This window comes from Actinophytocola sp. (genome assembly GCF_036378875.1).
Classification (GTDB): domain Bacteria; phylum Actinomycetota; class Actinomycetes; order Mycobacteriales; family Pseudonocardiaceae; genus Actinophytocola.
Genome location: NZ_DASUVO010000110.1, coordinates 12,321 through 35,328, shown reverse-complemented (window position 1 = coordinate 35,328; position 23,008 = coordinate 12,321). Strand labels below are relative to the sequence as shown.

20 protein-coding genes and 1 pseudogene are annotated in these 23,008 nt (G+C 70.1%); 10 read left to right on the top strand and 11 right to left on the bottom strand.

What is annotated here, in order from left to right; all coding sequences use genetic code 11:
- Position 1: 1 nt before the first annotated feature.
- Positions 2-367 carry a VOC family protein gene (locus VF106_RS32900; RefSeq protein WP_330843806.1) on the bottom strand — a complete coding sequence of 122 codons (366 nt, stop codon included), beginning with the start codon at positions 365-367 and terminating at the stop codon, positions 2-4.
- Between the two features lie 180 nt (positions 368-547).
- Here VF106_RS32900 and VF106_RS32895 point away from each other — a divergent pair, with 180 nt between their 5' ends.
- Positions 548-3,352, top strand: a complete 2,805-nt coding sequence (locus tag VF106_RS32895; RefSeq protein WP_330843805.1) for an aconitate hydratase — start codon at positions 548-550, stop codon at positions 3,350-3,352.
- Between the two features lie 894 nt (positions 3,353-4,246).
- Here VF106_RS32895 and VF106_RS32890 read toward each other — a convergent pair.
- Complete coding sequence (locus VF106_RS32890) at positions 4,247-4,909, bottom strand: response regulator (RefSeq protein WP_330843804.1); 663 nt, start codon at positions 4,907-4,909, stop codon at positions 4,247-4,249.
- 52 nt (positions 4,910-4,961) lie between these two features.
- On the bottom strand, positions 4,962-6,191 hold the full coding sequence (locus tag VF106_RS32885; protein WP_330843802.1) for a sensor histidine kinase: 1,230 nt from the start codon (positions 6,189-6,191) through the stop codon (positions 4,962-4,964).
- A 242-nt stretch (positions 6,192-6,433) separates the two neighbouring features.
- Between VF106_RS32885 and VF106_RS32880 the strand changes: the two genes are divergently transcribed.
- Entirely contained in the window at positions 6,434-7,129 is a 696-nt protein-coding gene (locus VF106_RS32880) for a hypothetical protein (protein WP_330843801.1), read from the top strand.
- 55 nt (positions 7,130-7,184) lie between these two features.
- On the opposite strand, the pseudogene VF106_RS51210 reads toward VF106_RS32880, so the two are convergent.
- Positions 7,185-7,343: pseudogene (locus VF106_RS51210) on the bottom strand (DUF8691 family protein); the annotation flags it as partial.
- On the opposite strand from VF106_RS51210, the gene VF106_RS32875 reads away from it, so the two are divergent.
- A complete protein-coding gene (locus tag VF106_RS32875) occupies positions 7,342-7,710 on the top strand; it encodes a zinc-binding dehydrogenase (RefSeq protein ID WP_330843800.1) in 369 nt (122 codons plus the stop codon). The pseudogene VF106_RS51210 and the gene VF106_RS32875 overlap by 2 nt on opposite strands.
- 96 nt (positions 7,711-7,806) lie before the next feature.
- Positions 7,807-8,283, top strand: a complete 477-nt coding sequence (locus VF106_RS32870; protein WP_330843799.1) for a DUF6326 family protein — start codon at positions 7,807-7,809, stop codon at positions 8,281-8,283.
- 349 nt (positions 8,284-8,632) lie between these two features.
- Here the strand turns inward: VF106_RS32870 and VF106_RS32865 are convergent, their stop codons facing one another.
- The 6 genes from VF106_RS32865 to egtA form a co-directional block, all read right to left on the bottom strand.
- Entirely contained in the window at positions 8,633-9,547 is a 915-nt protein-coding gene (locus VF106_RS32865; RefSeq protein WP_330843798.1) for a DNA-3-methyladenine glycosylase family protein, read from the bottom strand.
- Between the two features lie 126 nt (positions 9,548-9,673).
- Entirely contained in the window at positions 9,674-11,266 is a 1,593-nt protein-coding gene (locus VF106_RS32860; protein WP_330843797.1) for an alpha/beta hydrolase, read from the bottom strand.
- Positions 11,267-11,506: 240 nt separating this feature from the next.
- The gene (egtD, locus tag VF106_RS32855) at positions 11,507-12,475 is read right to left on the bottom strand and encodes an L-histidine N(alpha)-methyltransferase (protein WP_330843795.1); all 969 of its coding nucleotides are present in this window, start codon (positions 12,473-12,475) and stop codon (positions 11,507-11,509) included.
- Positions 12,472-13,239: an ergothioneine biosynthesis protein EgtC gene (gene egtC / locus VF106_RS32850; RefSeq protein WP_330843794.1), complete on the bottom strand. Its 768-nt coding sequence runs from the start codon at positions 13,237-13,239 to the stop codon at positions 12,472-12,474. Before egtC ends, egtD begins: the two co-directional genes overlap by 4 nt.
- A 3-nt stretch (positions 13,240-13,242) precedes the next feature.
- Positions 13,243-14,568 (bottom strand): ergothioneine biosynthesis protein EgtB, encoded by a 1,326-nt coding sequence (gene egtB / locus VF106_RS32845; RefSeq protein WP_330843793.1) that lies wholly within the window; start codon positions 14,566-14,568, stop codon positions 13,243-13,245.
- A complete protein-coding gene (gene egtA / locus VF106_RS32840; protein WP_330843792.1) occupies positions 14,565-15,791 on the bottom strand; it encodes an ergothioneine biosynthesis glutamate--cysteine ligase EgtA in 1,227 nt (408 codons plus the stop codon). The genes egtB and egtA overlap by 4 nt, the downstream gene beginning before the upstream one ends.
- A gap of 133 nt (positions 15,792-15,924) precedes the next feature.
- On the opposite strand from egtA, the gene VF106_RS32835 reads away from it, so the two are divergent.
- The 4 genes from VF106_RS32835 (at position 15,925) to VF106_RS32820 (ending at position 19,755) form a co-directional block, all read left to right on the top strand.
- Positions 15,925-16,485 (top strand): TetR/AcrR family transcriptional regulator, encoded by a 561-nt coding sequence (locus tag VF106_RS32835; protein WP_330843791.1) that lies wholly within the window; start codon positions 15,925-15,927, stop codon positions 16,483-16,485.
- Between the two features lie 162 nt (positions 16,486-16,647).
- Complete coding sequence (locus VF106_RS32830; RefSeq protein WP_330843790.1) at positions 16,648-17,211, top strand: TIGR03086 family metal-binding protein; 564 nt, start codon at positions 16,648-16,650, stop codon at positions 17,209-17,211.
- Between the two features lie 145 nt (positions 17,212-17,356).
- On the top strand, positions 17,357-18,709 hold the full coding sequence (locus VF106_RS32825; RefSeq protein WP_330843789.1) for a hemolysin family protein: 1,353 nt from the start codon (positions 17,357-17,359) through the stop codon (positions 18,707-18,709).
- Positions 18,706-19,755, top strand: coding sequence for a hemolysin family protein (locus VF106_RS32820; protein ID WP_330843787.1), 1,050 nt, complete (start codon positions 18,706-18,708; stop codon positions 19,753-19,755). Before VF106_RS32825 ends, VF106_RS32820 begins: the two co-directional genes overlap by 4 nt.
- Before the next feature lie 129 nt (positions 19,756-19,884).
- Here VF106_RS32820 and VF106_RS32815 read toward each other — a convergent pair whose 3' ends face one another.
- Positions 19,885-20,781, bottom strand: coding sequence for a DMT family transporter (locus VF106_RS32815; protein WP_330843786.1), 897 nt, complete (start codon positions 20,779-20,781; stop codon positions 19,885-19,887).
- Here VF106_RS32815 and VF106_RS32810 point away from each other — a divergent pair.
- Both VF106_RS32810 and VF106_RS32805 read left to right on the top strand, forming a co-directional pair.
- Positions 20,780-22,156: an aminotransferase-like domain-containing protein gene (locus tag VF106_RS32810; protein WP_330843785.1), complete on the top strand. Its 1,377-nt coding sequence runs from the start codon at positions 20,780-20,782 to the stop codon at positions 22,154-22,156. The genes VF106_RS32815 and VF106_RS32810 overlap by 2 nt on opposite strands.
- Positions 22,153-23,004 carry a 3-methyladenine DNA glycosylase gene (locus VF106_RS32805; protein WP_330843784.1) on the top strand — a complete coding sequence of 284 codons (852 nt, stop codon included), beginning with the start codon at positions 22,153-22,155 and terminating at the stop codon, positions 23,002-23,004. The genes VF106_RS32810 and VF106_RS32805 overlap by 4 nt, the downstream gene beginning before the upstream one ends.
- Positions 23,005-23,008 lie beyond the last annotated feature (4 nt).

The following is a 23,008-nucleotide window of genomic DNA, read 5'->3' as shown; positions in this document are numbered from 1 at the left end:
GTCAGATCTCGAGGAACTCCAGCCTGTTCCCGTGCGGATCATCCGTGTGGAAGCGGCGGCGGCCGGGGACCTCCGCCGGGTCCGCCCAGCGCACCTCGTGGCCCGCGGCCGTCACCGCGGCGGCCGTCGCGTCCACGTCGACCACGAACGCCGGGTGCGCCTTCTTCGCCGGACGGAAGTCCTCCTCGATGCCGACGTGCAGCTCGCCGGCCGGGCCGCCCCTGCCCGGCACCTGGAACCAGCAGCCCCCTTTCGCCGCGAGCAGCGGTGGCTTCACCAGCTCCGGCCAGCCCAGCACTCCTGTGTAGAACGCCCGTAGCCGATCTTCACTGCCCGCCGGAGCCGCGATCTGTACGTGGTGCAGCATGGTGCCGACCCTCCCTTGGCTTCGAATACAGGACAAGCGTACTGTTTGTGTCGAGAGACGAGGACAAGTTGGAACGAGCCGGCTCGACAACGTCACCCAAGGCCCGAGCTACCGCCGGCAAGGTTTCACGTTGTCCTCGGTAGTTCCCGAACAGACACCACAGGCCCAATGGAGTTGGACGTGACCGCACCAGAAAGCAAGGACACCTTCGGCGCCCGCCAGGCACTGACCGTCGGCGATGACTCACACGAGGTGTTCCGGCTCGATGCCGTGAAGGGATCGGAACGTCTCCCCTACAGCCTGAAGATCCTGCTGGAGAATCTGCTACGCACGGAGGACGGCGCGAACATCACCGCCGACCACGTCAACGCGCTCGCGAACTGGGACCCGGCCGCCGAGCCGTCGACGGAGATCCAGTTCACGCCGGGTCGCGTGGTGATGCAGGACTTCACCGGCGTGCCGTGCGTGGTGGACCTCGCGACCATGCGGGAGGCGGTGACCGCGCTGGGCGGTGACCCGGCGAAGGTGAACCCGCTCGCGCCTGCCGAGCTGGTCATCGACCACTCGGTGATCGCCGACATCTTCGGGCGTCCGGACGCGTTCGAGCGCAACGTGGACCTGGAGTACGAGCGCAACAAGGAGCGCTACCAGTTCCTGCGGTGGGGGCAGAGCGCGTTCGACGAGTTCAAGGTCGTGCCGCCGGGCACCGGCATCGTGCACCAGGTGAACATCGAGCACCTGGCGCGTGTGGTGATGACGCGTGGTGGCCAGGCCTACCCGGACACGCTGGTCGGCACCGACAGCCACACCACGATGGTCAACGGCCTCGGCGTCCTCGGCTGGGGCGTCGGCGGCATCGAGGCCGAGGCCGCGATGCTCGGCCAGCCGGTGTCGATGCTCATCCCGCGGGTGGTCGGCTTCAAGCTGGAGGGCGAGTTGCCGGCCGGCGCGACGGCCACCGACCTGGTGCTGACGATCACCGAGATGCTGCGTGACCACGGCGTGGTCGGCAAGTTCGTCGAGTTCTACGGCGCGGGCGTCTCGGCCGTGCCGCTCGCGAACCGCGCCACGATCGGCAACATGAGCCCCGAGTTCGGCTCGACCTGCGCGATCTTCCCGATCGACGGCGAGACCGTCGAGTACCTGAAGTTCACCGGCCGGTCCGCCGCGCAGGTCGCCCTGGTTGAGGCGTATGCCAAGGAGCAGGGCCTGTGGCACGACCCGGCAGCCGAGCCCGCCTTCTCCGAGACGCTGACGCTCGACCTGTCCACTGTGGTCCCGTCGATCGCGGGCCCGAAGCGGCCGCAGGACCGGATCGCCCTGACCGACGCCAAGCCCGCGTTCCGGTCGGCGCTCGGTTCGTACACTTCGGACGCCCCGCAGTCCCCCGTGGACGAGGCGGTCGAAGAGTCGTTCCCGGCTTCCGACTCTCCCGCGTACTCCGGCAGCGGCAACGGTGACGGCAAGCCCGCGCACTTCACCGCGGCCGAGGGCGCGGAGGGCCGGCCTTCGAAGCCGACCGCCGTCTCCTTGGACGGCGCAACGTTCGAGCTGGACCACGGCGCCGTCGCGATCGCGGCGATCACGTCCTGCACCAACACGTCGAACCCGTCGGTGATGATCGGCGCGGCGCTGCTGGCGAAGAAGGCCGTGGAGAAGGGCCTGTCCCGCAAGCCGTGGGTGAAGACGACGCTGGCGCCGGGTTCGAAGGTGGTCATGGACTACTACGAGCGCGCCGGCCTGCTGCCGTACCTGGAGAAGCTGGGCTTCCACCTGGTCGGCTACGGCTGCACCACCTGCATCGGCAACTCGGGCCCGCTGCAGGACGAGATCTCCGCGGCGGTCAACGAGGCCGACCTCGCCGTGGTGTCGGTGCTGTCCGGCAACCGCAACTTCGAGGGCCGGATCAACCCGGACATCAAGATGAACTACCTGGCGTCCCCTCCGCTGGTGGTGGCGTACGCGCTGGCCGGTTCGATGGACAAGGACATCACGACCGAGCCACTCGGTACCGGCACCGACGGCCAGCCGGTGTACCTGTCGGACATCTGGCCGTCGCCGCAGGAGGTCCAGGACGTCGTGGCGTCGGCGATCTCCTCGGAGATGTTCACGAACGACTACGCGGACGTGTTCGCCGGCGACGAGCGCTGGCAGTCGCTGCCGACGCCGTCCGGCAACACCTTCGAGTGGGACGCCGAGTCGACGTACGTGCGCAAGCCCCCGTACTTCGAGGGCATGGCGCCGGCACCCGCCCCGGTCACGGACATCGCGGGCGCCCGCGTGCTCGCCCTGCTCGGCGACTCGGTGACGACGGACCACATCTCCCCGGCCGGCGCCATCAAGCAGGACTCCCCCGCCGGGAAGTACCTGACCGAGCACGGCGTGGAGCGCAAGGACTTCAACTCGTACGGCTCGCGCCGCGGCAACCACGAGGTGATGATCCGCGGCACGTTCGCGAACATCCGCCTACGCAACCTGCTTCTCGACGACGTCCAGGGCGGCTTCACCCGCAACTTCCTGGCGGCCGACGCCCCACAGACGACGATCTACGACGCGTCGGTGGCCTACGCGGATGCCGGCGTGCCGCTGGTCGTCCTGGCCGGCAAGGAGTACGGCTCGGGTTCGTCTCGTGACTGGGCCGCCAAGGGCACCTCCCTTCTGGGTGTTCGTGTGGTCATCGCGGAGAGCTTCGAACGGATCCACCGCTCGAACCTCATCGGCATGGGCGTGCTGCCGCTGCAGTTCCCGCAGGGCGAGTCGGCGTCGTCACTGGGCCTCGACGGCACGGAGACGTACGCCGTCGAAGGCGTGACGGCCCTCAACGACGGCGAAACCCCACGCACGGTCAAGGTCACGGCAACCCGCGCGGACGGCACCACGAAGGAGTTCGACGCGGTCGTCCGCATCGACACCCCGGGTGAGGCCGACTACTACCGCAACGGCGGCATCATGCAGTACGTGCTGCGCAAGATGGTCAACAGCTGACAGTTTCTCCTTTCCAGTGCCGGCGGCCGACTCTCGGCCGCCGGCACTCGTTTTCCAGCGGTCGCGCGGGCGGGGCCGCCCGTGCTGCTGGGCCCCGAGGGTGCCTTGGGAACTGAAGGCGACGTGACGTCTCGAAGGGCACCCTCGAGACATCGGCCCCCCGCGCCCACGGACACGGCACCGCCGGATGGCGGGGCCGCCGGTTGCGAAAGGTCCGCTGTGCGAAACGGATGTCAGTTGGAAGGGGGTTACCCGATTTGGGAAGGCCCCGTTTGAGACCTGGTTCAGGGAAGACCGGGTCGGGACAGGACCGGATGGGGAGAGGACAGCCGGCTCGGGGGTGGCGAATCGAGATGTGGCCCCCGTTCGGGCCGAAGGCGCTGGTCGTGGAGAGCGCTCGGCAACGTGAGGTGCCGCACCGATCTGGATGGTGCGCAAGCCGGTTGGCTAGCGAACCCTGCTGGCAGCCACTTGCCAACCGGGAACCACGCCTTGGCGGCAGCCCAACCGACGGCCCCTTCCAACCGGCAGCCCTGTACCCAACCCACGCCCCATTCCAACCGGCAGCCCCCCCAACCCACGCCCCATTCCAACCGGCAGCCCCTCCCCAACCTGTCGTCTGCCACCGTTGTGGGACCACCGCGTCGCCAGTCCTGGGACCACCGACAGTTGGCGATTCACCGAGAGAACATGTTCCAGATCCACATAGCGGATCGATCACGACGACGGCAACCGAACGTCCGGAAATGCCGATGTGTGGAAGTTGGGCAATAGCATGTGGTCGATGGCCCCCGTCTGAGCTGTCTGGCGGTGAGGGGTTGGCCGGCTCGCCGGCCAGCGGGTCGGCTCGCCCGCCCACGCCGGGTGCGGGCGGGGGCCAGAAGGTTTCCGGTGTCAGCCGGTGAGGCCGGCGTCGTGGGCGAGTAGGGCGACCTGGGTACGGTTGTTGAGATCGAGTTTGGTGAGTATGCGGGAAATGTGGGCTTTCACGGTGGCCACGCTCATGAACAGCTCGCCCGCGATCTCGGCGTTGGACTTGCCGCGCCCGACGGCGATGGCGACCTCGCGTTCGCGTTGGCTGAGCTGATCCAGCGCGGTGGTGGCGTGCCGTTGCCGGGCGGCGGCGCCGGTGTCGCTGAGGTGGGCGATGAGCTGTCGGGTCACGGTCGGCGACAGGATGGGTTCGCTGGCTGCGACCCGCGATATCGCGCGCAGGATCTCGGCGGGTGGGGTGTGTTTGAGCAGGAAGCCGCTGGCCCCGGCGCGTAGCGCGCGCAGGACGTGCTCGTCGGCGTCGTAGGTGGTCAGGACGATGACCTCGGGTGGGTTGGGTCGGGCACGCAGCTGTTCGGTGGCGGCGAGGCCGTCGAGGGTGGGCATGCGGATGTCCATCAGCACCACGTCCGGGGCGTAGGCGTCGACGGCGGCGGCTACTTCGCTTCCGTCGCCGGCCTCGCCCACCACGGTCAGGTCGGGTGAGCCGCCGATGACCATCGCCAGGCCGGCCCGCACGAGCGGGTCGTCGTCGACGACGAGGACCCGCACCGCTGCGTTCACGTTGGGCTCCTTCTCTCTGCTCAGCCGGGCCACGGACCGACTCTGGCCGCGATCAGAGGGTAGGCCACGGTAGCCAGGCCCAGAGTCGGAACTCACCGGCCGGGGTGGGTCCGTGTTCGAGGCGTCCGCCGGCGAGGGCGGCCCGTTCGGTGAGCCCGATGAGGCCGATACCGGCGCCGGGAATCGCGGTACCACCGCCGGTGCCCATCGGGCACGGGTTGCGGATCTCGACGGTTACGCCGTCGCCCGGGGTTGCCCGGACGGTGACGGCCACCTCGCCGTCGGGGGCGTGCTTGCGGGCGTTGGTCAGCCCTTCCTGCACGATCCGGTACGCGCTGCGCCCCACGCCAGCCGGTACGGTCGAAAGCGCGTCGGTCTGCCAGTCGAGCCGTACCGGCATCCCGGCGCGCCGCGATTGGTCGACGAGGTCGGGGAGGTCGGCCAGAGTGGGCTGCGGCCGTTCTGGCGTCTCGTCGGACCGGTCGACACCGGCGCGGAGGACGCCGATCACCTCCCGAAGGTCCTCTAGCGCCTGGTAGGCACTGTCGCGGACCACCCCGGCGGCACGGGCGACCTCCTCGGGCGCGGCGTCGGGGCGTAGCTCCAGCGCCCCGGCGTGCAGGCTCAGCAGGGACAGGCGGTGGGCGAGCGCGTCGTGCATCTCCCGGGCGATCCGGTTGCGTTCGCCCTGGCGGGCTTCGGCGACGCGCAGTTCCTGTTCGGCCTCGACCCGCCCAGCCCGCTCCCGCAGCGACTGGCGTCGGGCCCGTACAAACATGCCCCAGGCGAGCACCGCGACGCCGAAGACGACGCCCAGCACGATCTCCGACGGGGACCCGACTGGGACGTCGGGCCGAACCAGCAGCTGCAGGAACGGTACGAGCGCGCACCCAGCCGCGATCAGGGCGACCACCGCGAAGCGCCGGTGCACCGCGACGGTGAACAGCGCGATGAGCGCCGCGCCCCCGGCGGACGTCGCGTAGACGCTGACCAGACCCGCGGCCACGGCGAGGCCGACCGGCCAGCGCCGGCGCAGCCACACCGCCAGACTGCACAGGCCGCCGAGGACGAGGTCGACGGTGAGCGGGCCCGGCGCGATGTGCTGCGCGCGGCTGTCGGCCAGGGTCTGCACCACCACGCCAGCGGCCAGCAGGAAACAGGTGGCGTCGACCACCCTGCCGCGGACCGTGCGCTCGGCCGGGCGTACCGGATCGTGGTCAGCATCGCTGATCACGCCCGCCGGTAGCGGGCTCCGATCCTGAGGGTCCGCCGCGGCCATCATGATCAAAGGGTACGGCCGGGTCGGGCCCACGGCATCCGACCAAAGTCGAACCCGAGGTGTAGACCTTCGGCCCGCCGCCATCGACCTCGGCTCGTAGCGGCGCATGCGGCCGCTCCATCAATCTTGTTCCGCATAACCGGAACGGACGGCCCAACAAAACCTCCGAAACGGCATTCCGACCATTCCTGCGCCAACGAATGGCGCGGACAACCCGCCATCCGACTGAACCGAAGGAGTAGGAGATGAGATCACCGCAGAACACCGCCGCCACGCCAGCCCGCAGTTGGTTCGTTCGAGGCCGGCTCGTCGGCGCCGCGGCGATCGTGTTCGTGGTGTCGGTGGTGATGGAGAACGCGGTGTTGGCGGTAACGGGCGCGCCGACCTTCGACGCTCCGATCGACGAAGTGCTGGCCTACTACGCGGCCAACCGCGACTCGGTCGCGATCGCGTCCGGTCTGGTGGCCCTGTACCTGCCGCTGCTGCTCGTGTTCGTGACGGGCCTGCACGGCCTCGTGGAGCGGCGCGGCGGAGCGGGCACCGACTGGTCGCGCCTCGCCTTGGCCGCTGGCGCGACGCTGTCGGCCATCTTCGTGCTTGTCAACGTCTTGCAGATCGGGCTCGCGCTTTCCACCGGCGGGCTCGCCGAGCCGACGCCCGCGTTCGGGCTCGTCTGGCAGATTCACGCAGCGGCGTTCGCGCTGGCGCTGCCGATGCTCGGCACCACCTGCATCGGCTCGGCCCTCGCCGCGCACGCGAGCGGGTTGACTCCGGCTTGGCAGCGCCTGCTGGGCATGGTGGGCGGGAGCCTGCTGCTCGCTGCGGGGCTGGGCAACCTCGCGATCGCCGACGGCTCGCCGCTGATCTTCGTCGGGCTCCTAGGGTTCGCCGCCTGGCTCGTCTGGCTGCTCGCGACCGGCGTGCGTCTCGTCCGGTCGTGACCGAGATGAGGGCGGCGCCGAGGTCGCGCACGCGGGCGAGCACTCCGTGGAGGGCCGCCTGGTCGAGTCCTGGGCTGCGTAGCGTGGTGGTGCCGTCGTTCTCGTGGTGCATGGTCAGGCCGGAATCCCAGTCGTACCAATGGTTGTCGAGGTGTCCCTCCAGCGGGAGCTCGTAGCCGGGGACCCCATCGCCCGGCGTGATCCGGCCGGTCATGGCAGTGGCACCTGGACCGGCGCCGCGGGGGTACCACGGCGGGCCGCTCGCGGATCTGCCGCTCGGCGACCGCGAGGTTGATCGCCCAGGCGGCACCCTCATCCCCAACAGCGGACGCGGCGGCCCGCTGCTCGGGCCCCTCGGTCGGATCGTCACAGCGCGCGTGCAGTCCGGGATCACCCGTCAGCAGCTGAAGCCTTTCAAGTCGGTCGGGAAGCGCCAGGACCTCCTCACCCTGGCCGACCTCCTCGCGACCGGGCAGGTCACGCCGGTCATCGACCGCACCCACCCCCTCGACGAAGCAGCCGACGCCCTCCGCTACGTCGGGACCGGCCACACCCGAGGGAAGGACGTGGTCACCGCCTGACGACCGGACCGACGAGAACCACCCAACCTGTGCGTACGCACGCCCAGACCTACCGCCACTCCGGCGGACGGACCGCTCCTCTCGGAGGAAGAACCGATGACCATCCGAACGAACACCCCGAACCTGCTCGACAACCCGCCGGCCCCCGTGCAAGCCAAACTTGCCGCCGCATGGACCAGCATCATGTTCCTCTACATCTACGTCGACTACTTCCACCTCTACAAGCCCGGCGCCATCGACGAAATCCGGGGTGGCGTCATCTTTGAGTTCGACATCAGCCCGACGTTGTTGACCATTTTCCTCGCGATCGTGGCGATCCCGGCCCTGATGGTGATGCTCTCCATGACGCTGCCCGTCCAGGCGAACCGCGCCACGAACCTCGTCGTCGCATTGCTCTACATCCCCCTCTCGGTGTTCAACGCGGTAGGGGAATCCTGGGCCTGGGCCTCCTTCTACGGCCTCTCCATCGGAATCGAGGTGCTGCTCCTGGCCTTCATCCTGCGCTCCGCCTGGAAATGGCCTCGAACCCCCGCCGTCCCAGCCGCTCCCGCGACGACCGACCTTCGACAGTAGGTACCGGTGTAAGTCCTACGGCGTGAAGCCCGCCGCCGCGGAACTGATCGGAAAGCCTGGCGTTCGCGCGCTTCCACTACCGAGGCCGCCCGGTCCCTCGAACCCAACGAAACATCCTCATCTGCCGCTTATCGGTCGTTCTGGGACGCGGCGCTCGCCAATCGACAGTGCGAGAACCTGTTCCACTTCTGCACTGCTGTCGGTGGCCCCATGACTGGCGACGTGGTGGTCCCACAGCCGCGGCAAGCGACACCAACCCACGGCCCCCACCCCCGGGCCCCACCCCGCGGCCCCCCGGCGGCGGCCCCCACCCCGCGGCCCCGACCGCCGATCCCAACCAGCGAAAGCGTCAACGGTTGGCAGCGGCGGACGCCTCCTCTCGGCTTACTCGTAGCAGCAGAGACACCCACGTGCGGTACGGGCGCCACACCTCGGCGATCTCCCGTAGTTCGGACTTGGTCGTCGCCGGGTAGTGGCGGCGCATTTCCTCGTGCAGGCGGGTTTCCGACTCGGGGAAGCCGTCCGGGTGGGCGGCGCCTCTCAGGAGGATCAGTTCTGCTGAGAAGTCGCCTATGCCTGGTAGCTCTTTCAGGCGCGCCAGCGCGTCCGCGATCGGTACCGAGCGCAGGTTCGCCGCGTTCAGGTGGCCTGCTTCCGCTGCCTCGGCTATTGCCTTCAGTCGGTTGCTCTTCAGTTCGCTGACCATCGGTACTCGTGGTTGTGCGCGTAGGACCGCCGGGGGCGGGAATGTTGGCAGCGTGACGCCGTGCACGTCCACCGATTCGCCCAGTTGCACCGACAGTTGGCGTTTGATCGACGCGGCCTGTGTCATGCGGATGCGGTGGCCGATGATCGCGAAGCACGCGGCCTCGTACGGGGAGTGGAACGCCACCGGGCGCAGGCCCGGGTAGCGGCGTTGCAGTTCGCCCACCACCGGGTCGCGGGCGCCCACTTCGGGGAACCCGCTGCCGTCCACGTCGAGGGACAGGATGCGGCTCACCTCGGCCACCGCGTGGTCTACATCGGACGGTGCGCCGCGGACCGCCACGTGGACGGGACCGCCGGGGATCGATTGTCTCACCAGGACGCCGACCGGGCGCCAGCTTGGTGTGACGGGGAAGGCGAGTCTGAGCTCGCCGTGATGAGCGGCCGCGTCGGCGCGGGCCGCCGGGGCGAAGCCCTCCAGGAAGCGGGCGCTCGCGGTGAGGTCGAAGGGCCCCTGTACGGGGAGGTCAAGCCAGGTCACCTGGTCGATGGTCGTCATGGGGAGGAGTGTGCCGTGGGGGACCGACAGTGAGCCGGGGATGGCCGCACGAATGGGACTTTCGCGCGGAAAGGCCGCGAATCCCGGTCGGCCGACGCCCCACGTGCCGGCCGACCGGGGTTTCGTTCAGCTCGTTCGCGCCGCGGCGGGGAACGGCTGCACGTCCGGGTTGCACACGATGCCCGGGCTCGGGACCTTCAGGTTGATCAGGTAGTCGGCCGCGATCAGGTCGGTGCACGTGCTGTCACCGAGGATGCAGTGGCCGAACGAGTCCACACTGACCAGTCGCGCGTTGCCGAGCTGTCGCGACATGCGCCGCGAGAACTCGTACTGCGTTGCCGGGTCGTAGAAGTTGCCGAACAACAGCACCGGGGTCTCGGTCCGCTTGTTCCATGGGCCGCGGTACGAGTCCGGGTCGCGCACCGGCCAGGTCGGGCAGGCCGCGGGGTCGCCCCACGCGAGGTAGCGGCCGAAGCTCGGCATCTGGCGCTCCCACTTGTCGGCGAGTGCCGGGATGCCCGACGGCCGGTTGTCGAACGGCTTGTCCGAGCAGTTCACCGCGAGGTACGAGTCGTCGCTCGTGTACGGGGTGTCCGGCAGGATGTCGGCCCTGCCCATCTGCGTGCCGGCCTGCAGGGCCACGAACCGCTCGCCGGTCAGCGTGGTGGCCGCGCGGGCCGACGTCGCCGGGTTGATCATTGCCCACAGCTCCTGCAGCAGGTCGGCGAGCTGTGTGAACACCGCCGGGTTGTACAGCGCGCCCGCCACGGTGCCGGTCAGGGTGGCCTCGTCGACGACGAAGTCGTCTGGGTCACCGGGCAGCGTGATCGGGCCGACGTTGCGCAGGTGGTCGCGCAGGGCGTCGTACTTCTCGCGGGCGTCGCCGGTGAACGAGCACGCCGTGCCGACCGCGTCGCACTCGGCCAGGTACGCGTCCAGTGCCAGCTCGAACCCGCCGGTGCGCTGCTTGTCGTATTCGACACCGTTGTGCAGGCGCAGGTTCGGGTCGACGTTGCCGTCCAGGATGATCGCCCTGGCCTTGGTCGGGAAGAGGTTGACGTACGTCGCGCCGAGCAGCGTGCCGTAGGAGAAGCCGACGTAGGTCAGCTTGCTGTCGCCGACCGCCTGGCGCATCACGTCGAGGTCCCGCGCCACGTCCTTGGTCGACATGTGCTCCAGCAGCGGGCCGCCGAAGCGCTTGCAGAACTGGCCGTAGTCCTTGAGGGCCTTGAGAGTCGTCGCCTCGTCCGCCGGGGCCACCGGCAGCGGGTGCATGCGCCCGAAGACCTCGTCGGCGTCCTCCTCGGTGGCGAAGCAGCGCAGCGGGGTGCTGCGTGCGACGCCCCGAGGATCGAAGCCGATCAGGTCGAAGCGGTCCAGCACCTGCGGTTCGAAGATGTTCTTGGCCGACTTCGGCCGCTGGTAGCCGCTGCCGCCTGGACCGCCCGGGTTGAGGAACAGCGAGCCGATCTTCGCGGACGGGTTGTTGGCCGCGCGGCGCATCAGCGCGAGGTTGATCGTGCCGAGGTTCGGCCGGTCGTGGTCGAGCGGCACCGCGTAGTTGGCGCAGCTGTACTGCGGCAGCTCGTTCGCCGGGATGCCGACGAGTTCGCTGGGGTCGCACTGGCCCCAGGTGACCGGGGCCACGGCCTTCGCTGCCACCTGTTCGGGCGCGGCGGTGGCGGCGGTGGGTGCCACCAGACCGATCGCCCCTGTCATGAGAGCCAACACCGCGGTGGCACCACGTCTAACCGAGCGTCTGGTTGTCGAAGACACGACGGACCCTTCTCCCGACCTGGAGCGACTTTTCGTCACTGCACCAGTCGAAAGGGTCACACAAGGTGATGATCTTTAGTATCGGCGATTCGGTGGAACCCGCTGCCTCGTTCGGTCACGTCCGAAAGTAGGGAGATCGTCTGGTGATCGGGTGGACCGGTCACCAGACGATCTACACGCGCGCTACGCCACGGCCCTGGCCAGGGAAACCCCGAAGCGGCCCTGCCGGTCCGTCCACCACTTGGCCAGTTCGAAGCCCGCCTCGGCCAGCTCCGCCGACACCCTGGCTGGGCGGAACTTCGCCGAGATCTCGGTGTGCAGTTCCTCGCCGGCCGCGAAGGGCACCGTGAGATCGAGCTCCCGGATGTGGACCTCCATGTCCCGTGTGGCCCGCAGGTGCATCTCTATCCACTCCTCCTGCTCGTTCCACCGGGCCACGTGGGCGAAGGACGAGGTGTCGAAGTCCGCCGACAGTTCGCGGTTCAGCACGTGCAGCACGTTGCGGTTGAACTCGGCCGTCACGCCCTGCGCGTCGTCGTACGCCGCCACCAGGGTGGCCGGGTCCTTCACCAGGTCGGTTCCCAGCAGTAGCCACTCCCCGACCTGCAGGTTGTCGCGCAGGGCGGTCAGGAACTTGGCTCGTTCCGCCGGCACCAGGTTGCCGATCGTGCCACCGAGGAACGCGACCAGGCGCGGCACGTCGCCGGGCAGCAGCGCCAGGTGCCGGGTGAAGTCGCCGACCACACCGTGGACGGTCGCGGGGGCGTACGCCTCGCGCAGCACGGCCACCGAGGCCGACAGCGCGGCGTCCGACACGTCCAGCGCCACGATCTCCCGCAGACTTGCGTTGCGGCGCAACGCGTCCAGCAGCAGGCGGGTCTTCTCCGACGAGCCGGAGCCCAGCTCCACCAGCGTGTGCGCGCCCGTCAGCGTCGCGATCTCGTCGGCCCGGTCGGCCAGCACCTCCCGTTCTGCCCGGGTCGGGTAGTACTCCGGCAGGCGGGTGATCCGCTCGAACAGCTCACTCCCCCGCGCGTCGTAGAACCACTTGGGCGGCAAGGTTTTCGGCGTCGCCGTCAGTCCGGTCAGGACGTCCGACCGCAGTGCCCTCGCGACGTCGTCCTGGGTCAGATACACGGTCAGGTCCGTCATAGCTCTCCCAGTCGCATCATGTCCACATTGGACGTTGTAGCCGTCACGAGGTGCCCGTCCGGCACCTCCTGCCAGCCCGGATCCTCGTCGTACGGCTCTGAGGCGACCACCACGGCGGCCGGCGACGCACGCACCCACAACGAGTGCGTCCACGCGGTGCCGACGATCGCCGAGCCGTCGGTCAACAGCAGGTTCAGCCGCGAGCCAGGCGCGGCCTCGGCCACCTCGATCACCAGTGACGCCACCGCGTCCCGCGGTTTCTCACCGGATTCGAGGCGAGCCCGCAACAGGGCCCACAGCAACGCGGCGTCCGTCGGCGCGTCCATCAGGAGCAGGTCCGTCACCGGCAGCCGCGCCGCCAGCTCGGCCACCGACGACGGCCAGCCACGCACCAAACCGTTGTGGCTGAACAACCATTGCCCGGTCGCGAAGGGCGCGCACGCGGTCTCCACCACCGGCATCCCGATGGTCGCCGACCGCACCGCGGCGAGCACGGCGCCCGTGAGGACGGAGGACGCCAGCCCCGGCAGCGCCGCGTCGGTCCACATCGGACTGTCGCGGCGCAGCCGCACGGGCTCGTCCTTGCCGAAGGACGGGTCGGATGTCAGCGGATACCAGCCGATGCCATAGCCGTCCGCGTTGACGGTGCCACCGCCGCGCATGTCGCGGGGTGCCCATGACTGCCGCAGTAATGAGTGCGGCGGGGTCAGCAGCAGGTCGGCGAGCCGCACGGGCTCGCCGACGTAAGCCAGATGCCGGCACACGGCTCAGGCCAGCTCCTCGCGCGTGGCGTCCCGGGCGCACCGGAAGCCGGCGAAGATCTGGCGGCGGATCGGGTAGTCCCAGTTGCGGAACGTCGCCCGGCACGCGGCCGGGTCGGTGCCGAAGGAGCCGCCACGCAGCATCTTGTAGTCGCTGCCGAAGAACACCTCCGAGTACTCCCGGTACGGGAACGCCTCGAAACCCGGGTAGCCGTGGAAGTCCGAGTCCAGCCACTCCCACACGTCCCCGATCAGCTGGTGCACGCCCAGCGGCGACGCACCCGCCGGATACGCGCCGACCGGAGCCGGGGACAGGTGCCGCTGGCCCAGGTTCGCGTGGGTGGGACCCGGGTCCTCGTCGCCCCACGGATACCGGCGCGAACGGCCCGTGGCCGGGTCGAAGCGGGCCGCCTTCTCCCACTCCGGCTCGGTCGGCAGTCGCTTGCCGGCCCACGTCGCGTACGCGCGTGCCTCGTGGAAGCACACGTGCACGACCGGTTCGTCCGGCGGGATCGGTTCCACGTGCCCGAAACGGTTGCGCAGGAACCCTTCGCCGTCGCGCACCCAGAACCGCGGCGCGACCAGGTCGGCCTTGACCCGGAAGGCCCAGCCCTCCTCGGTCCACCAGCGGGGGTCGTCGTAGCCGCCGGCGGCGATGAACGCGAGGTACTGCCCGTTGGTCACCGGTGCCGTGTCGATGAAGTACGCGTCCACGTGCACCTGGTGCGCCGGCCGCTCGTTGTCCAGTGCCCATGGCTCGATCGAGGTGCCCATGTCGAACGGCCCGGCCGGCACCAGAACCTCGTCGACCGGCAGCGGCCGGCCGGTAGGCGGTGGTGGGGCGTGCAGCACGGGTGATCCCGAACGCAGCTGGTGCGTGGCCAGCATGGTCTCGTCGTGCTGCTGCTCGTGCTGGACGATCATGCCGAACGCGAACCCGTCCGCCTCCAGCCTGTGGCCCTCCAGCGGGCTGCGTTCCAGGACGTCGAACACCTTGTCCCGCACCTCACGCACGTACCCGCGGGCCTCGACGGGGCCCAGCAGGGGTAACGCGGGCCGGTCGGCGCGCGGGTGCTGGAAGGCGTCGTACAGGTTGTCGATGTCCTCCCGCACCGGCTCGCGGCCGCCGACGTCGCGGACCAGCCAGAGCTCCTCCTGGTTGCCGATGTGCGCGAGGTCCCAGACCAGCGGGGACATCAGCTTCGAGTGCTGCCGCACCAGGTCGTCGTCGTCGACGGCGTCGGTCAGCGCGACGCTCCGGTCCCGGGAACGACGCAGCTGAGTGGCCACGTGTTCGCGCAATGCCTCCGTGCCCGCGTCTGCCGCGGTCATGAACTGCTCCTCACGATGAGTTGGTCGAGGTCGGCGACGATCGCCATGGTCAGATCGGGCGGCAGGCCCATGCTGGGCAGCACGTCGGCGCCGAGCGAGAGCACCCTGGCCGCCGCGGTGGCGATCGCCCGGTCGGCGAGGCCGTCGCGAGCGGCCGGGAGCCACCGGTCGCCGACGGGCAGGCAGGCCTCCAGCACGGCCTCGACCGTGCCCTGGTCCGACATCAGCGCGGCGAGCAGCGCGGTCGGGGTGACCCAGCCGTGGCCCGGCTGCGCGTCGAGGTACCGCACCTCCAGGTATCCGTGCGGCCGCACGGGCGGGAACATCGTGGAGATGTGGTAGTCGAGGTCGTCGGTGGTCGGCGGGCTCGGCAGGCCGCCCGCGACCCATTCGGCGAACGTCAGCCCTCCGGGGGTCTGCCAGCGCTCGCCTTCCCCGCGTACGCACAGAACCGGGGTGTCGAGCACGCGCCGGGCCCACTCGGTGGCCGGATCGTCGACGATCGCGGACGGCATGGATCTCGGCGGGTCGGTGCCGAGCACGGCGCGCATCCTGGCCGACGCCCAGCCGGTGGCCTTCCCGTCGAACGTCGAGGAGTTGGCGAACGCGGCGACCAGTACCGGGCCGAGCGCGCTGACCGCGGCCCATCTGTCCGCGAACGTGTGCGGCTCACCGACATCGAGGCACACCTGTAAGCCGGCTGTGCAGCACATCATCGTGATCCCGTGCGGACCGATGGCCTCGAAGACGTGCTCCATCGCGGCGTAACGCGGGGTGTCGAGAACCCGCACCGGTGATCGGTGCTCGTCGAGGCCGCGATCACCGAGCGCGAGGCCCGATTCGCGGAGCAGCTGGGCGAGGAAGACGTGGTCTTCGGTGACCACTTGGAACAGTTCGGCGAGGGAAGCCTGCGGGAGGGAGGAGATCTCGACCTGCCCACCGGGCTCGACCGTGAGCGCCGAACCGGACGGTAACGGGAGTTGGGGACTGTCCTTTACGAGTGTTCGTGGAGCGTGGGGACCAAGTGCGACGGCCAGATGGGAGGCTTCGAGCCGCCGTCGCGGATCGTCCGTGTGGTGGACGGTCCATTCGAGCTCGACTCCGTGAAGTCTCGGCGGTCCGTGCTTGAAACAGACGGACGCGACATATGCCTCGGCTTCCACACGATCCCGCAGGTAGCGCCGATCGGGGCCTCTGACCTGCGGAGCTTGCAGTGCTGTCATGGTGAACCACACCTCCGTTGTGGACTGAATCCGACGCTACACGCGGGCACTGACAATTTCGTGACGGAAGAAGGAGACCAGGAAGACGTACGTACGGATTGCATCCTCATTCCGGGGCTGCCAGGATCGTTCGGTGCCCCGTGTCAGCCAGGATCATCTCGACGCGCGCCGCCACCAGATCCTCGACGGGGCCCGTGTGTGCTTCGCGCGGTACGGGTACGAGGGCGCGACCGTGCGGCGGCTTGAGGAGGCCACCGGCCTGTCCAGGGGCGCCATCTTCCACCACTTCCGGGACAAGGAGTCGCTGTTCCTCGCGTTGGCGGAGGACGACGCGTTGCGGATGGCCGACGTGGTCGCCAAGCAGGGTCTGGTGCAGGTGATGCGGGACCTGCTCGCCACCAAGGACGGCGCGGACTGGCTGGGCAGCCGGCTCGAGCTGTCGCGGCGGCTCCGCACCGACCCGGAGTTCCGTGAGCGCTGGGCCGAGCGGTCCAGGAACCTGACGCTGGCCACCCGTGCGCGCCTCGTTCGTCAGCGGGAGGCCGGCAACCTGCGGGACGACGTGGACGTCGACGTGCTGACCGCGTACCTGGAGCTGGTGTTGGAGGGCCTGGTCTCCCACCTTGCGATGGGTCTTCCCGCAGACGACCTCGAACCGGTGTTGGACTTGGTGGAGGCTTCCGTTCGGCGCTGAGCGGGCCGCCGGCGTCTGGACTGACGAGCGCGCAGATTCCCTGTGCGAGGAACGAGCCCAGGGAATCTGCGCGCGCAGGAGGGAAGACGTCGGGTCAAGGCCCGCGAACGCCGAGCGGAGCGAGGCCATGCCATTGTCGGTGGTCAGTCCTAGCCTTGGCGCATGGAACTTCTGGAGGCGCACGGCCAGGCGATGGACGTGTTCGACCGTGCCATGCACAAGGTCGGTGCGGCCGACTGGGACTCGCCGACCCCCTGCACCGACTGGACCGTGCGGGACCTGGTGAACCATCTCGTCGTCGAGCAACTGTGGGTGCCGGACATGCTCGCCGGGCGCACGGTCGCGGAGGTGGGCGACAAGTTCGACGGCGACCAGCTCGGCGCCGACCCGCTGCGTACCTGGGCGGACGCGAGCCGGGCGGCCAGGACGGCGTGGCTTCGGCCGGGGGCGGTCGAGCAGACCGTCCACCTCAGCTACGGCAAGGAGAGCGCCGAGGAATACGGCTGGCAGATGACCACCGACCTCGCCGTGCACGGCTGGGACCTCGCCACGGCACTCGGCGCGGACGCGGGCATCCCGGACGAGCTGGCCACGCGACTCCTGGCCTACATCGAGCCGCAGCTGGCCATGTGGTCGGGCTCGTCCATGTTCGCCGACCCGGTGCCGGTTCCCGACGACGCCGAACCACACGCACGGCTGGTCGCTCTACTCGGTCGACAGCCGTAAGCCCACCTCGGGCTTTACACTGGTCACCATCCCTACCTAGACAGGAGTGACCGGTAACCGTGCCCGAAGCACAGTCCCCCAGCGACAGTACCGAGCCGGGAGAGCCCGGCTGCCATACGAGCCCGGTCCTCGGCGGTGACCTCCGATGACCGGACTGCTGCTGGAAATACTCGGCGTCCTCGCCATCCTCGCACTCACCTTCGGCACGGCGATCTTCGTCGCGGCCGAGTTCTCCCTGACCGCCCTGGAACGCAGCCAAGTCGAGAACGAGCTGCGCAAAGCCGGCGACAGCCGCGCCAGGCACGTCCACAAGGCACACACCTCGCTGTCCTTCCAGCTCTCCGGCGCCCAGGTCGGCATCACGATCACCACGCTGACCATGGGTTACCTGGCGGAGCCCATCATCGCCGGCTGGATCGAGCCGCTGCTCGACGCGCTCGGCGTGCCGATCGGCGCGGCGCTGCCGATCGCACTCGCGCTGGCGCTCGTGCTCGCGAACATCATCTCGATGCTGTTCGGCGAGCTGGTGCCGAAGAACATCGCCATCGCGAAGCCGCTCGCCACGGCCCGCGCCGTCGCCGGCACACAGGTCCGGTTCTCGGCCGCGCTGAGCTGGTTCATCAACGCCCTGAACAGCTGGGCGAACTGGCTCGTCCGGCGACTCGGCGTCGAGCCCGCCGACGAGCTGGCCTCGGCGCGGTCGCCGCAGGAGCTCGGCTCACTGGTCCGCACCAGCGCCGCGCACGGCACCATCGACCCCGGCACGGCCACGCTGCTCGACCGGTCGCTGCGCTTCGGCGACCGCTCGGCAGAGGAGCTGATGACCCCACGCGTGCAGGTCGAGTCGCTGCCGGCGGACGCGACCGTGCTCGACCTGGTCGAGCTCTCCCGCCGGACCGGCTACTCCCGGTTTCCCGTGCACGAAGGCGACCTCGACGACGTGCGCGGGGTCGTGCACGTCAAGCAGGCGTTCAGCGTGCCGGCCGACAAGCGCGCGCGGACGCGGATCAGCGACCTGATGCAACCCGTCCAGACAGTGCCGGAGAGCCTGGACGGCGACACGCTGCTCGACCGCCTCCGCGACTCCGGGCTGCAGATGGCGGTGGTCGTCGACGAGTACGGCGGCAGCGCGGGGCTGGTGACCTTGGAGGACCTGGTCGAGGAGATCGTCGGCGACGTGCGGGACGAGCACGACCGGGGCGAGGTCAGCCCGGTACGCCCGCTCGGCCGGGACAGCTGGATGGTGTCGGGGCTGCTGCGTGAGGACGAGGTCGCCGACGCGACCGGCTTCCACATGCCGCCGGGTGACTACGAAACGCTGGCGGGCCTGGTGCTCGCCCGGCTCGGCCGCATCCCGGAGGTCAACGACGAGGTCCAGATCGACGGCTGGCGGATCACGGTGATGGCCATGGACCGGCACCGGGTGGCCGAACTGCGGGTGGCGCGGGTGCCCAACCCCGAGCCCACCGAGGAGCGGTCGGAGGTGGCTGCGCGATGACCGGTGGGGTTGCGATTCTTGTCGCCGTTTTCCTGTTGATACTGAACGCCTTCTTCGTCGGTGCCGAGTTCGCCCTGGTCAGCGCGCGGCGGGACCGGCTGGAGTCGTTGGCGGAGCAGGGCGTGGACCGGGCGCGGATCGTCATGCGCGCCGCCGAGCACACGTCGATGATGATGGCGGGTGCGCAGCTCGGCATCACGCTGTGCACCATCGGTCTCGGCGCGCTCGGCGAGCCGACGGTGGCGCACTTCCTGGAGCTGCTGCTCGGCCCGCTCGACCTGCCCGCGGCGGTGCTGCACGCACTGGCGTTCACGATCGCCCTGGTGTTCGTGTCGATCCTGCACATCGTGCTCGGCGAGATGGTCACCAAGAACATCGCGATCGCCGCGCCGGAGAAGACCGCGGTGTGGCTGACGCCGGTTCTGGTCGGCTGGGTTCGGCTGGTCCGCCCGCTGATCTCGGTGCTCAACGCGTCCGCGAACGGCGTGCTGCGGCTGCTGAAGGTCGAGCCGAAGGACGAGATCGAGAGCGCGCACACGCCGGAGGAACTGGCCAACATGATCGCGGACTCGCGGCGTGAGGGCCTGATCGACCAGGCGGAACACCGGCGGCTCGCGCAGACGCTGTCGTCCACGGAACGCACGGTCGCCGACGTGCTGGTCCCGCTCGACGAGGTCGAGACGGTGCCGCACCCGCCGACCGTCGCGGACATCGAGGAGGCGGTCAACCGGACCGGCTTCTCGCGCTTCCCTGTGCGCATGCCGGGCGGCCGGCTGAATGGGTACCTGCACGTCAAGGACGTCCTGGACTACGCCGACCAGGACCCGGCCACGCCCGTGCCGTTCCACCGGATCCGCGGTCTGCCGGAGATCCCGGCGGACTCACGGCTCGACGAGGCGCTCGCGGCGCTACGCCGGGCCCGCAGCCACGTGGCGAAAGCAGTGGCGGCGGACCGCACGGTCCTCGGCGTCGTGGCGCTGGAGGACCTGGTGGAGGAGTACGTGGGCACTGTAAGAGACAGCACCCACATAGATCCAGAAACGTGACATGGCCTCGCCTCCGCTCGGCGTTCGCAGGCCTTGACCCGGCGTCTTCCCTCCTGCGCGCGCAGATCCCTGGGCTCGTTCCTCGCACAGGGATCTCCGTGCTCGTCAGTCCAGACGCCGGCGGCCCGCTCAACTCCTGGTTCGTTGGGTGACGGCTACCGCGGTGATCACGAGCAGCGCCGCGGCGGCCGTCGCCCACGTGATCTGATTTCCCAGCAGCAGCGCCGACCAGGCCAGCGTCAGCACCGGTTGGAGCAGCTGGAGCTGCGCGATCTTCGCGATGCCTCCCTCCGCGAGGCCTCGGTACCAGGCGTAGAAGCCGGCGAACATGCTGATCGCGCTCACGTACGCCAGACCCAGCCACGCGTTCGCGTCCGGCGCGTGCCAGGGTTCCGCCCACAATACCGTCACCGCTATCGTGAACGGCAGCGACAACAGTAGCGCCCACGAGATGACCTGCCAGCCGCCGAGTTCGCGGGCCAGGACGCCGCCCTCCGTGTAACCCACGGCGGCGCAGCCGACGGCGGCGAGCAGCCACAGGTCCGCCGCCGTGATGTGGCCGGCGCCCTGGATCGCCGTGAAGCCGAGCACGGTCGCCATGCCGAAGGCGCACGCCGCCCAGAACTGCCATCTCGGACGTTCGCCGCCGCGGACCACGGCGAGGGCGGCCGTCGTGGCCGGGAGGAGGCCGACGAGCACGGCACCATGCGCGGACGTGGTGTCCCGCAAGGCAAGTGAGCTGCACAGCGGGAACCCCACCACCACACCGGTAGCGACGAACGCCAACCGCCGCCACTGCGCACCGGTCGGACGGGGCGCCCTGGCGACGAGCAGACATACCGCGCCGAGCAGTGCGGCCGGTACGGCCCTGCCGATGCCAACGGTGACCGGTCCGAACGCCGGCAGCGCGGCCTCCGACGCCGGGAGGGTGAGGCTGAACGCCAGCACCCCCAGGCTTCCCCACACCACTCCCGGCGCGAGTACCACGACCCGCCGTACGGCGATAGCGCTATCATCTACTGACATGTCCAACGATAGCAGTGTCGTTCGGTTGGCGAGCGCGCTGCGACAGCAGGCCGCGACGCTCCAGCCGGGTGACCAGCTGCCACCCAGCCGGGAGATCGTGACCCGCCACGGCGTCAGCCCGGTCACCGTGAGCCGGGCGATCGCGCGACTCACCGCAGAAGGCACCGTGGTCACCGAGCCGGGCCGGGGCACGTTCGTGGCCAGGCGGCACGCACCGGTCGAGGACGTCGGCTGGCAGACGGTCGCGCTCGGCGACGCGCGCGTCGACAGCGGTCACCTGGGCCGGCTGCTCGAGGTGCCACCGCCGGGCACACTGGTGCTGTCGTCCGGCTACCTCGCCGACGACCTTCAGCCGACCCGCTTCCTGGCCACCGCCGCCGCTCGAGCGGCACGCCGACCGGGTGCGTGGGGCAGGGTGCCCCCGGCCGGGCTGTCCGAGCTGCGGGCCGCGTTCGCGGCGACCGCCGGGGTCGACGCCGGGGACGTCACGGTCGTCGCGGGCGGGCAGTCCGGGCTCTCCGCGGCCTTCCGCGCGCTGTCGCCGCCGGGCCAGCCGGTGCTGCTGGAGGCGCCGACCTACATGGGCGCGGTGGCCGCCGCGCAGGCCGCCGACCTGCGGCCGGTGCCGGTGCCGACCGACCACGACGGCCTGCGACCCGACCTGCTGGCCGAGGCGTTCGCCAGGACCGGCGCCGGCCTCGTGTACACGCAGCCGACGTTCGCGAACCCGACCGGAACCGTGCTCGCCGCGAGCCGTCGGCAGGAGGTGCTCGACGTCGTGCGGGCGGCCGGCGCGTTCCTCGTCGAGGACGACTGGGCCCGCCACCTCGCGCTCGACGGGACCGCGCCGCCGCCGCTGCTGCGCGATGACCGCAACGGGCACGTCGTGTACCTGACGTCCCTCACCAAGCCGGTCGCGCCGAGCCTGCGGGTCGGTGCCCTGGTGGCCCGTGGCCCGGCGGCGGGCCGGCTGGCGGCGATCCGCCGGGCCGAGGACCTGTTCATCGCCCGGCCATTGCAGGAGGTGGCGGTCGAACTGTTCGGCTCCCCTGACTGGCCCCGGCATCTGACCGCGCTGCGGGCGGCCCTGCGAGAGCGGCGGGACGCGCTGGTCGCCGCGATCCGCCGCGACCTGCCGAGTGTGGAGATCACCCATGTGCCCGCCGGCGGTCTCCACGTGTGGGTACGGCTGCCGGCCGGCGCCGACGACGTCGAGGTGGCGGACCGTGCGCGACGCCGGGACGTGGTCGTCGAGCCCGGTCGGCCGTACTTCGTCGCCGAGCCGCCGGCTCCGCACCTGCGCCTCACCTACGCCGCGGCGACGCCGGCGGAGCTGACCGAGGCCACGCGCCGACTGGCTCAGGAGATACCGTGAGCGGCGTGCTGCTCGTTTCCGCTGACTGGCAGGCGCAACGGGACGCGCACGTCGCCCGTGTACGGCGCTGGACCGACCCGATGATGGAACGACGGTCTCGTGGCGAGCGGCATCCCGTGCTGGACTTCCTGTTCACGTACTACTCGCACCGCCCGGCCCGCCTCCTGCGGTGGCATCCCGGGCCTGGCGTCGAGTTGACGGACGCCGAGGAATACCTGGCCTGGCCGGCGTATCAGCGGACGGCACACGGGGTTTCCTTGGGACCACTGCCTTCGGCACGGCGAGAGTCGGTGGAGTTCATCCACGGGCTGCTGACCGCCACCGCGTCCCGCACACCCCGCCTCGGCTGCTTCGGGCTGCACGAGTGGGCGATGGTGTATCGGTCGACCGACGTCCGGCACGAGGACTGGCCGCTGCGGCTCGGCACGGCCGGCACGGACGCGGTGGTCGAGTCGCTTCCCGTGCGGTGCACGCACTTCGACGCGTTCCGCTTCTTCTCAGCGGCCGCGCGGCCGCTGAACATGGTGCAGCCGCAGCGCGGAGACCAGCTCACGATGGAGCAGCCGGGTTGCCTGCATGCCGGCATGGACCTGTACAAGTGGGCGTACAAGCTCGACCCGTACTCGCCGTCGTCGCTCGTGGCCGACTGTTTCGAGCTGGCACTGGACATTCGCTCGCTGGACATGCGCGCGAGCCCCTACGATCTCGGTCCGCTCGGCTACGCTCCGGTACGGATCGAGACGGCGGAGGGGCGCGCCCAGTACCGGCGCGAGCAGGCGGCGTTCAGCGAGCGGGCTCAACCGCTGCGCGCCAGGCTGATCGCGCTGTGCGAGACGCTGCTCCACTGAGGAG

Bases quoted from the DNA above. Each gene is read 5' to 3' on its own strand.
- VF106_RS32900 (WP_330843806.1), bottom strand. From the start codon at position 367: ATGCTGCACCACGTACAGATCGCGGCTCCGGCGGGCAGTGAAGATCGG.
- VF106_RS32885 (WP_330843802.1), bottom strand. From the start codon at position 6,191: ATGATGGCCGCGGCGGACCCTCAGGATCGGAGCCCGCTACCGGCGGGC.
- VF106_RS32880 (WP_330843801.1), top strand. From the start codon at position 6,434: ATGAGATCACCGCAGAACACCGCCGCCACGCCAGCCCGCAGTTGGTTC.
- VF106_RS32875 (WP_330843800.1), top strand. From the start codon at position 7,342: ATGGCAGTGGCACCTGGACCGGCGCCGCGGGGGTACCACGGCGGGCCG.
- VF106_RS32870 (WP_330843799.1), top strand. From the start codon at position 7,807: ATGACCATCCGAACGAACACCCCGAACCTGCTCGACAACCCGCCGGCC.
- VF106_RS32865 (WP_330843798.1), bottom strand. From the start codon at position 9,547: ATGACGACCATCGACCAGGTGACCTGGCTTGACCTCCCCGTACAGGGG.
- VF106_RS32860 (WP_330843797.1), bottom strand. From the start codon at position 11,266: ATGACAGGGGCGATCGGTCTGGTGGCACCCACCGCCGCCACCGCCGCG.
- egtD (WP_330843795.1), bottom strand. From the start codon at position 12,475: ATGACGGACCTGACCGTGTATCTGACCCAGGACGACGTCGCGAGGGCA.
- egtB (WP_330843793.1), bottom strand. From the start codon at position 14,568: ATGACCGCGGCAGACGCGGGCACGGAGGCATTGCGCGAACACGTGGCC.
- egtA (WP_330843792.1), bottom strand. From the start codon at position 15,791: ATGACAGCACTGCAAGCTCCGCAGGTCAGAGGCCCCGATCGGCGCTAC.
- VF106_RS32830 (WP_330843790.1), top strand. From the start codon at position 16,648: ATGGAACTTCTGGAGGCGCACGGCCAGGCGATGGACGTGTTCGACCGT.
- VF106_RS32825 (WP_330843789.1), top strand. From the start codon at position 17,357: ATGACCGGACTGCTGCTGGAAATACTCGGCGTCCTCGCCATCCTCGCA.
- VF106_RS32820 (WP_330843787.1), top strand. From the start codon at position 18,706: ATGACCGGTGGGGTTGCGATTCTTGTCGCCGTTTTCCTGTTGATACTG.
- VF106_RS32810 (WP_330843785.1), top strand. From the start codon at position 20,780: ATGTCCAACGATAGCAGTGTCGTTCGGTTGGCGAGCGCGCTGCGACAG.
- VF106_RS32815 (WP_330843786.1), bottom strand. From the start codon at position 20,781: ATGTCAGTAGATGATAGCGCTATCGCCGTACGGCGGGTCGTGGTACTC.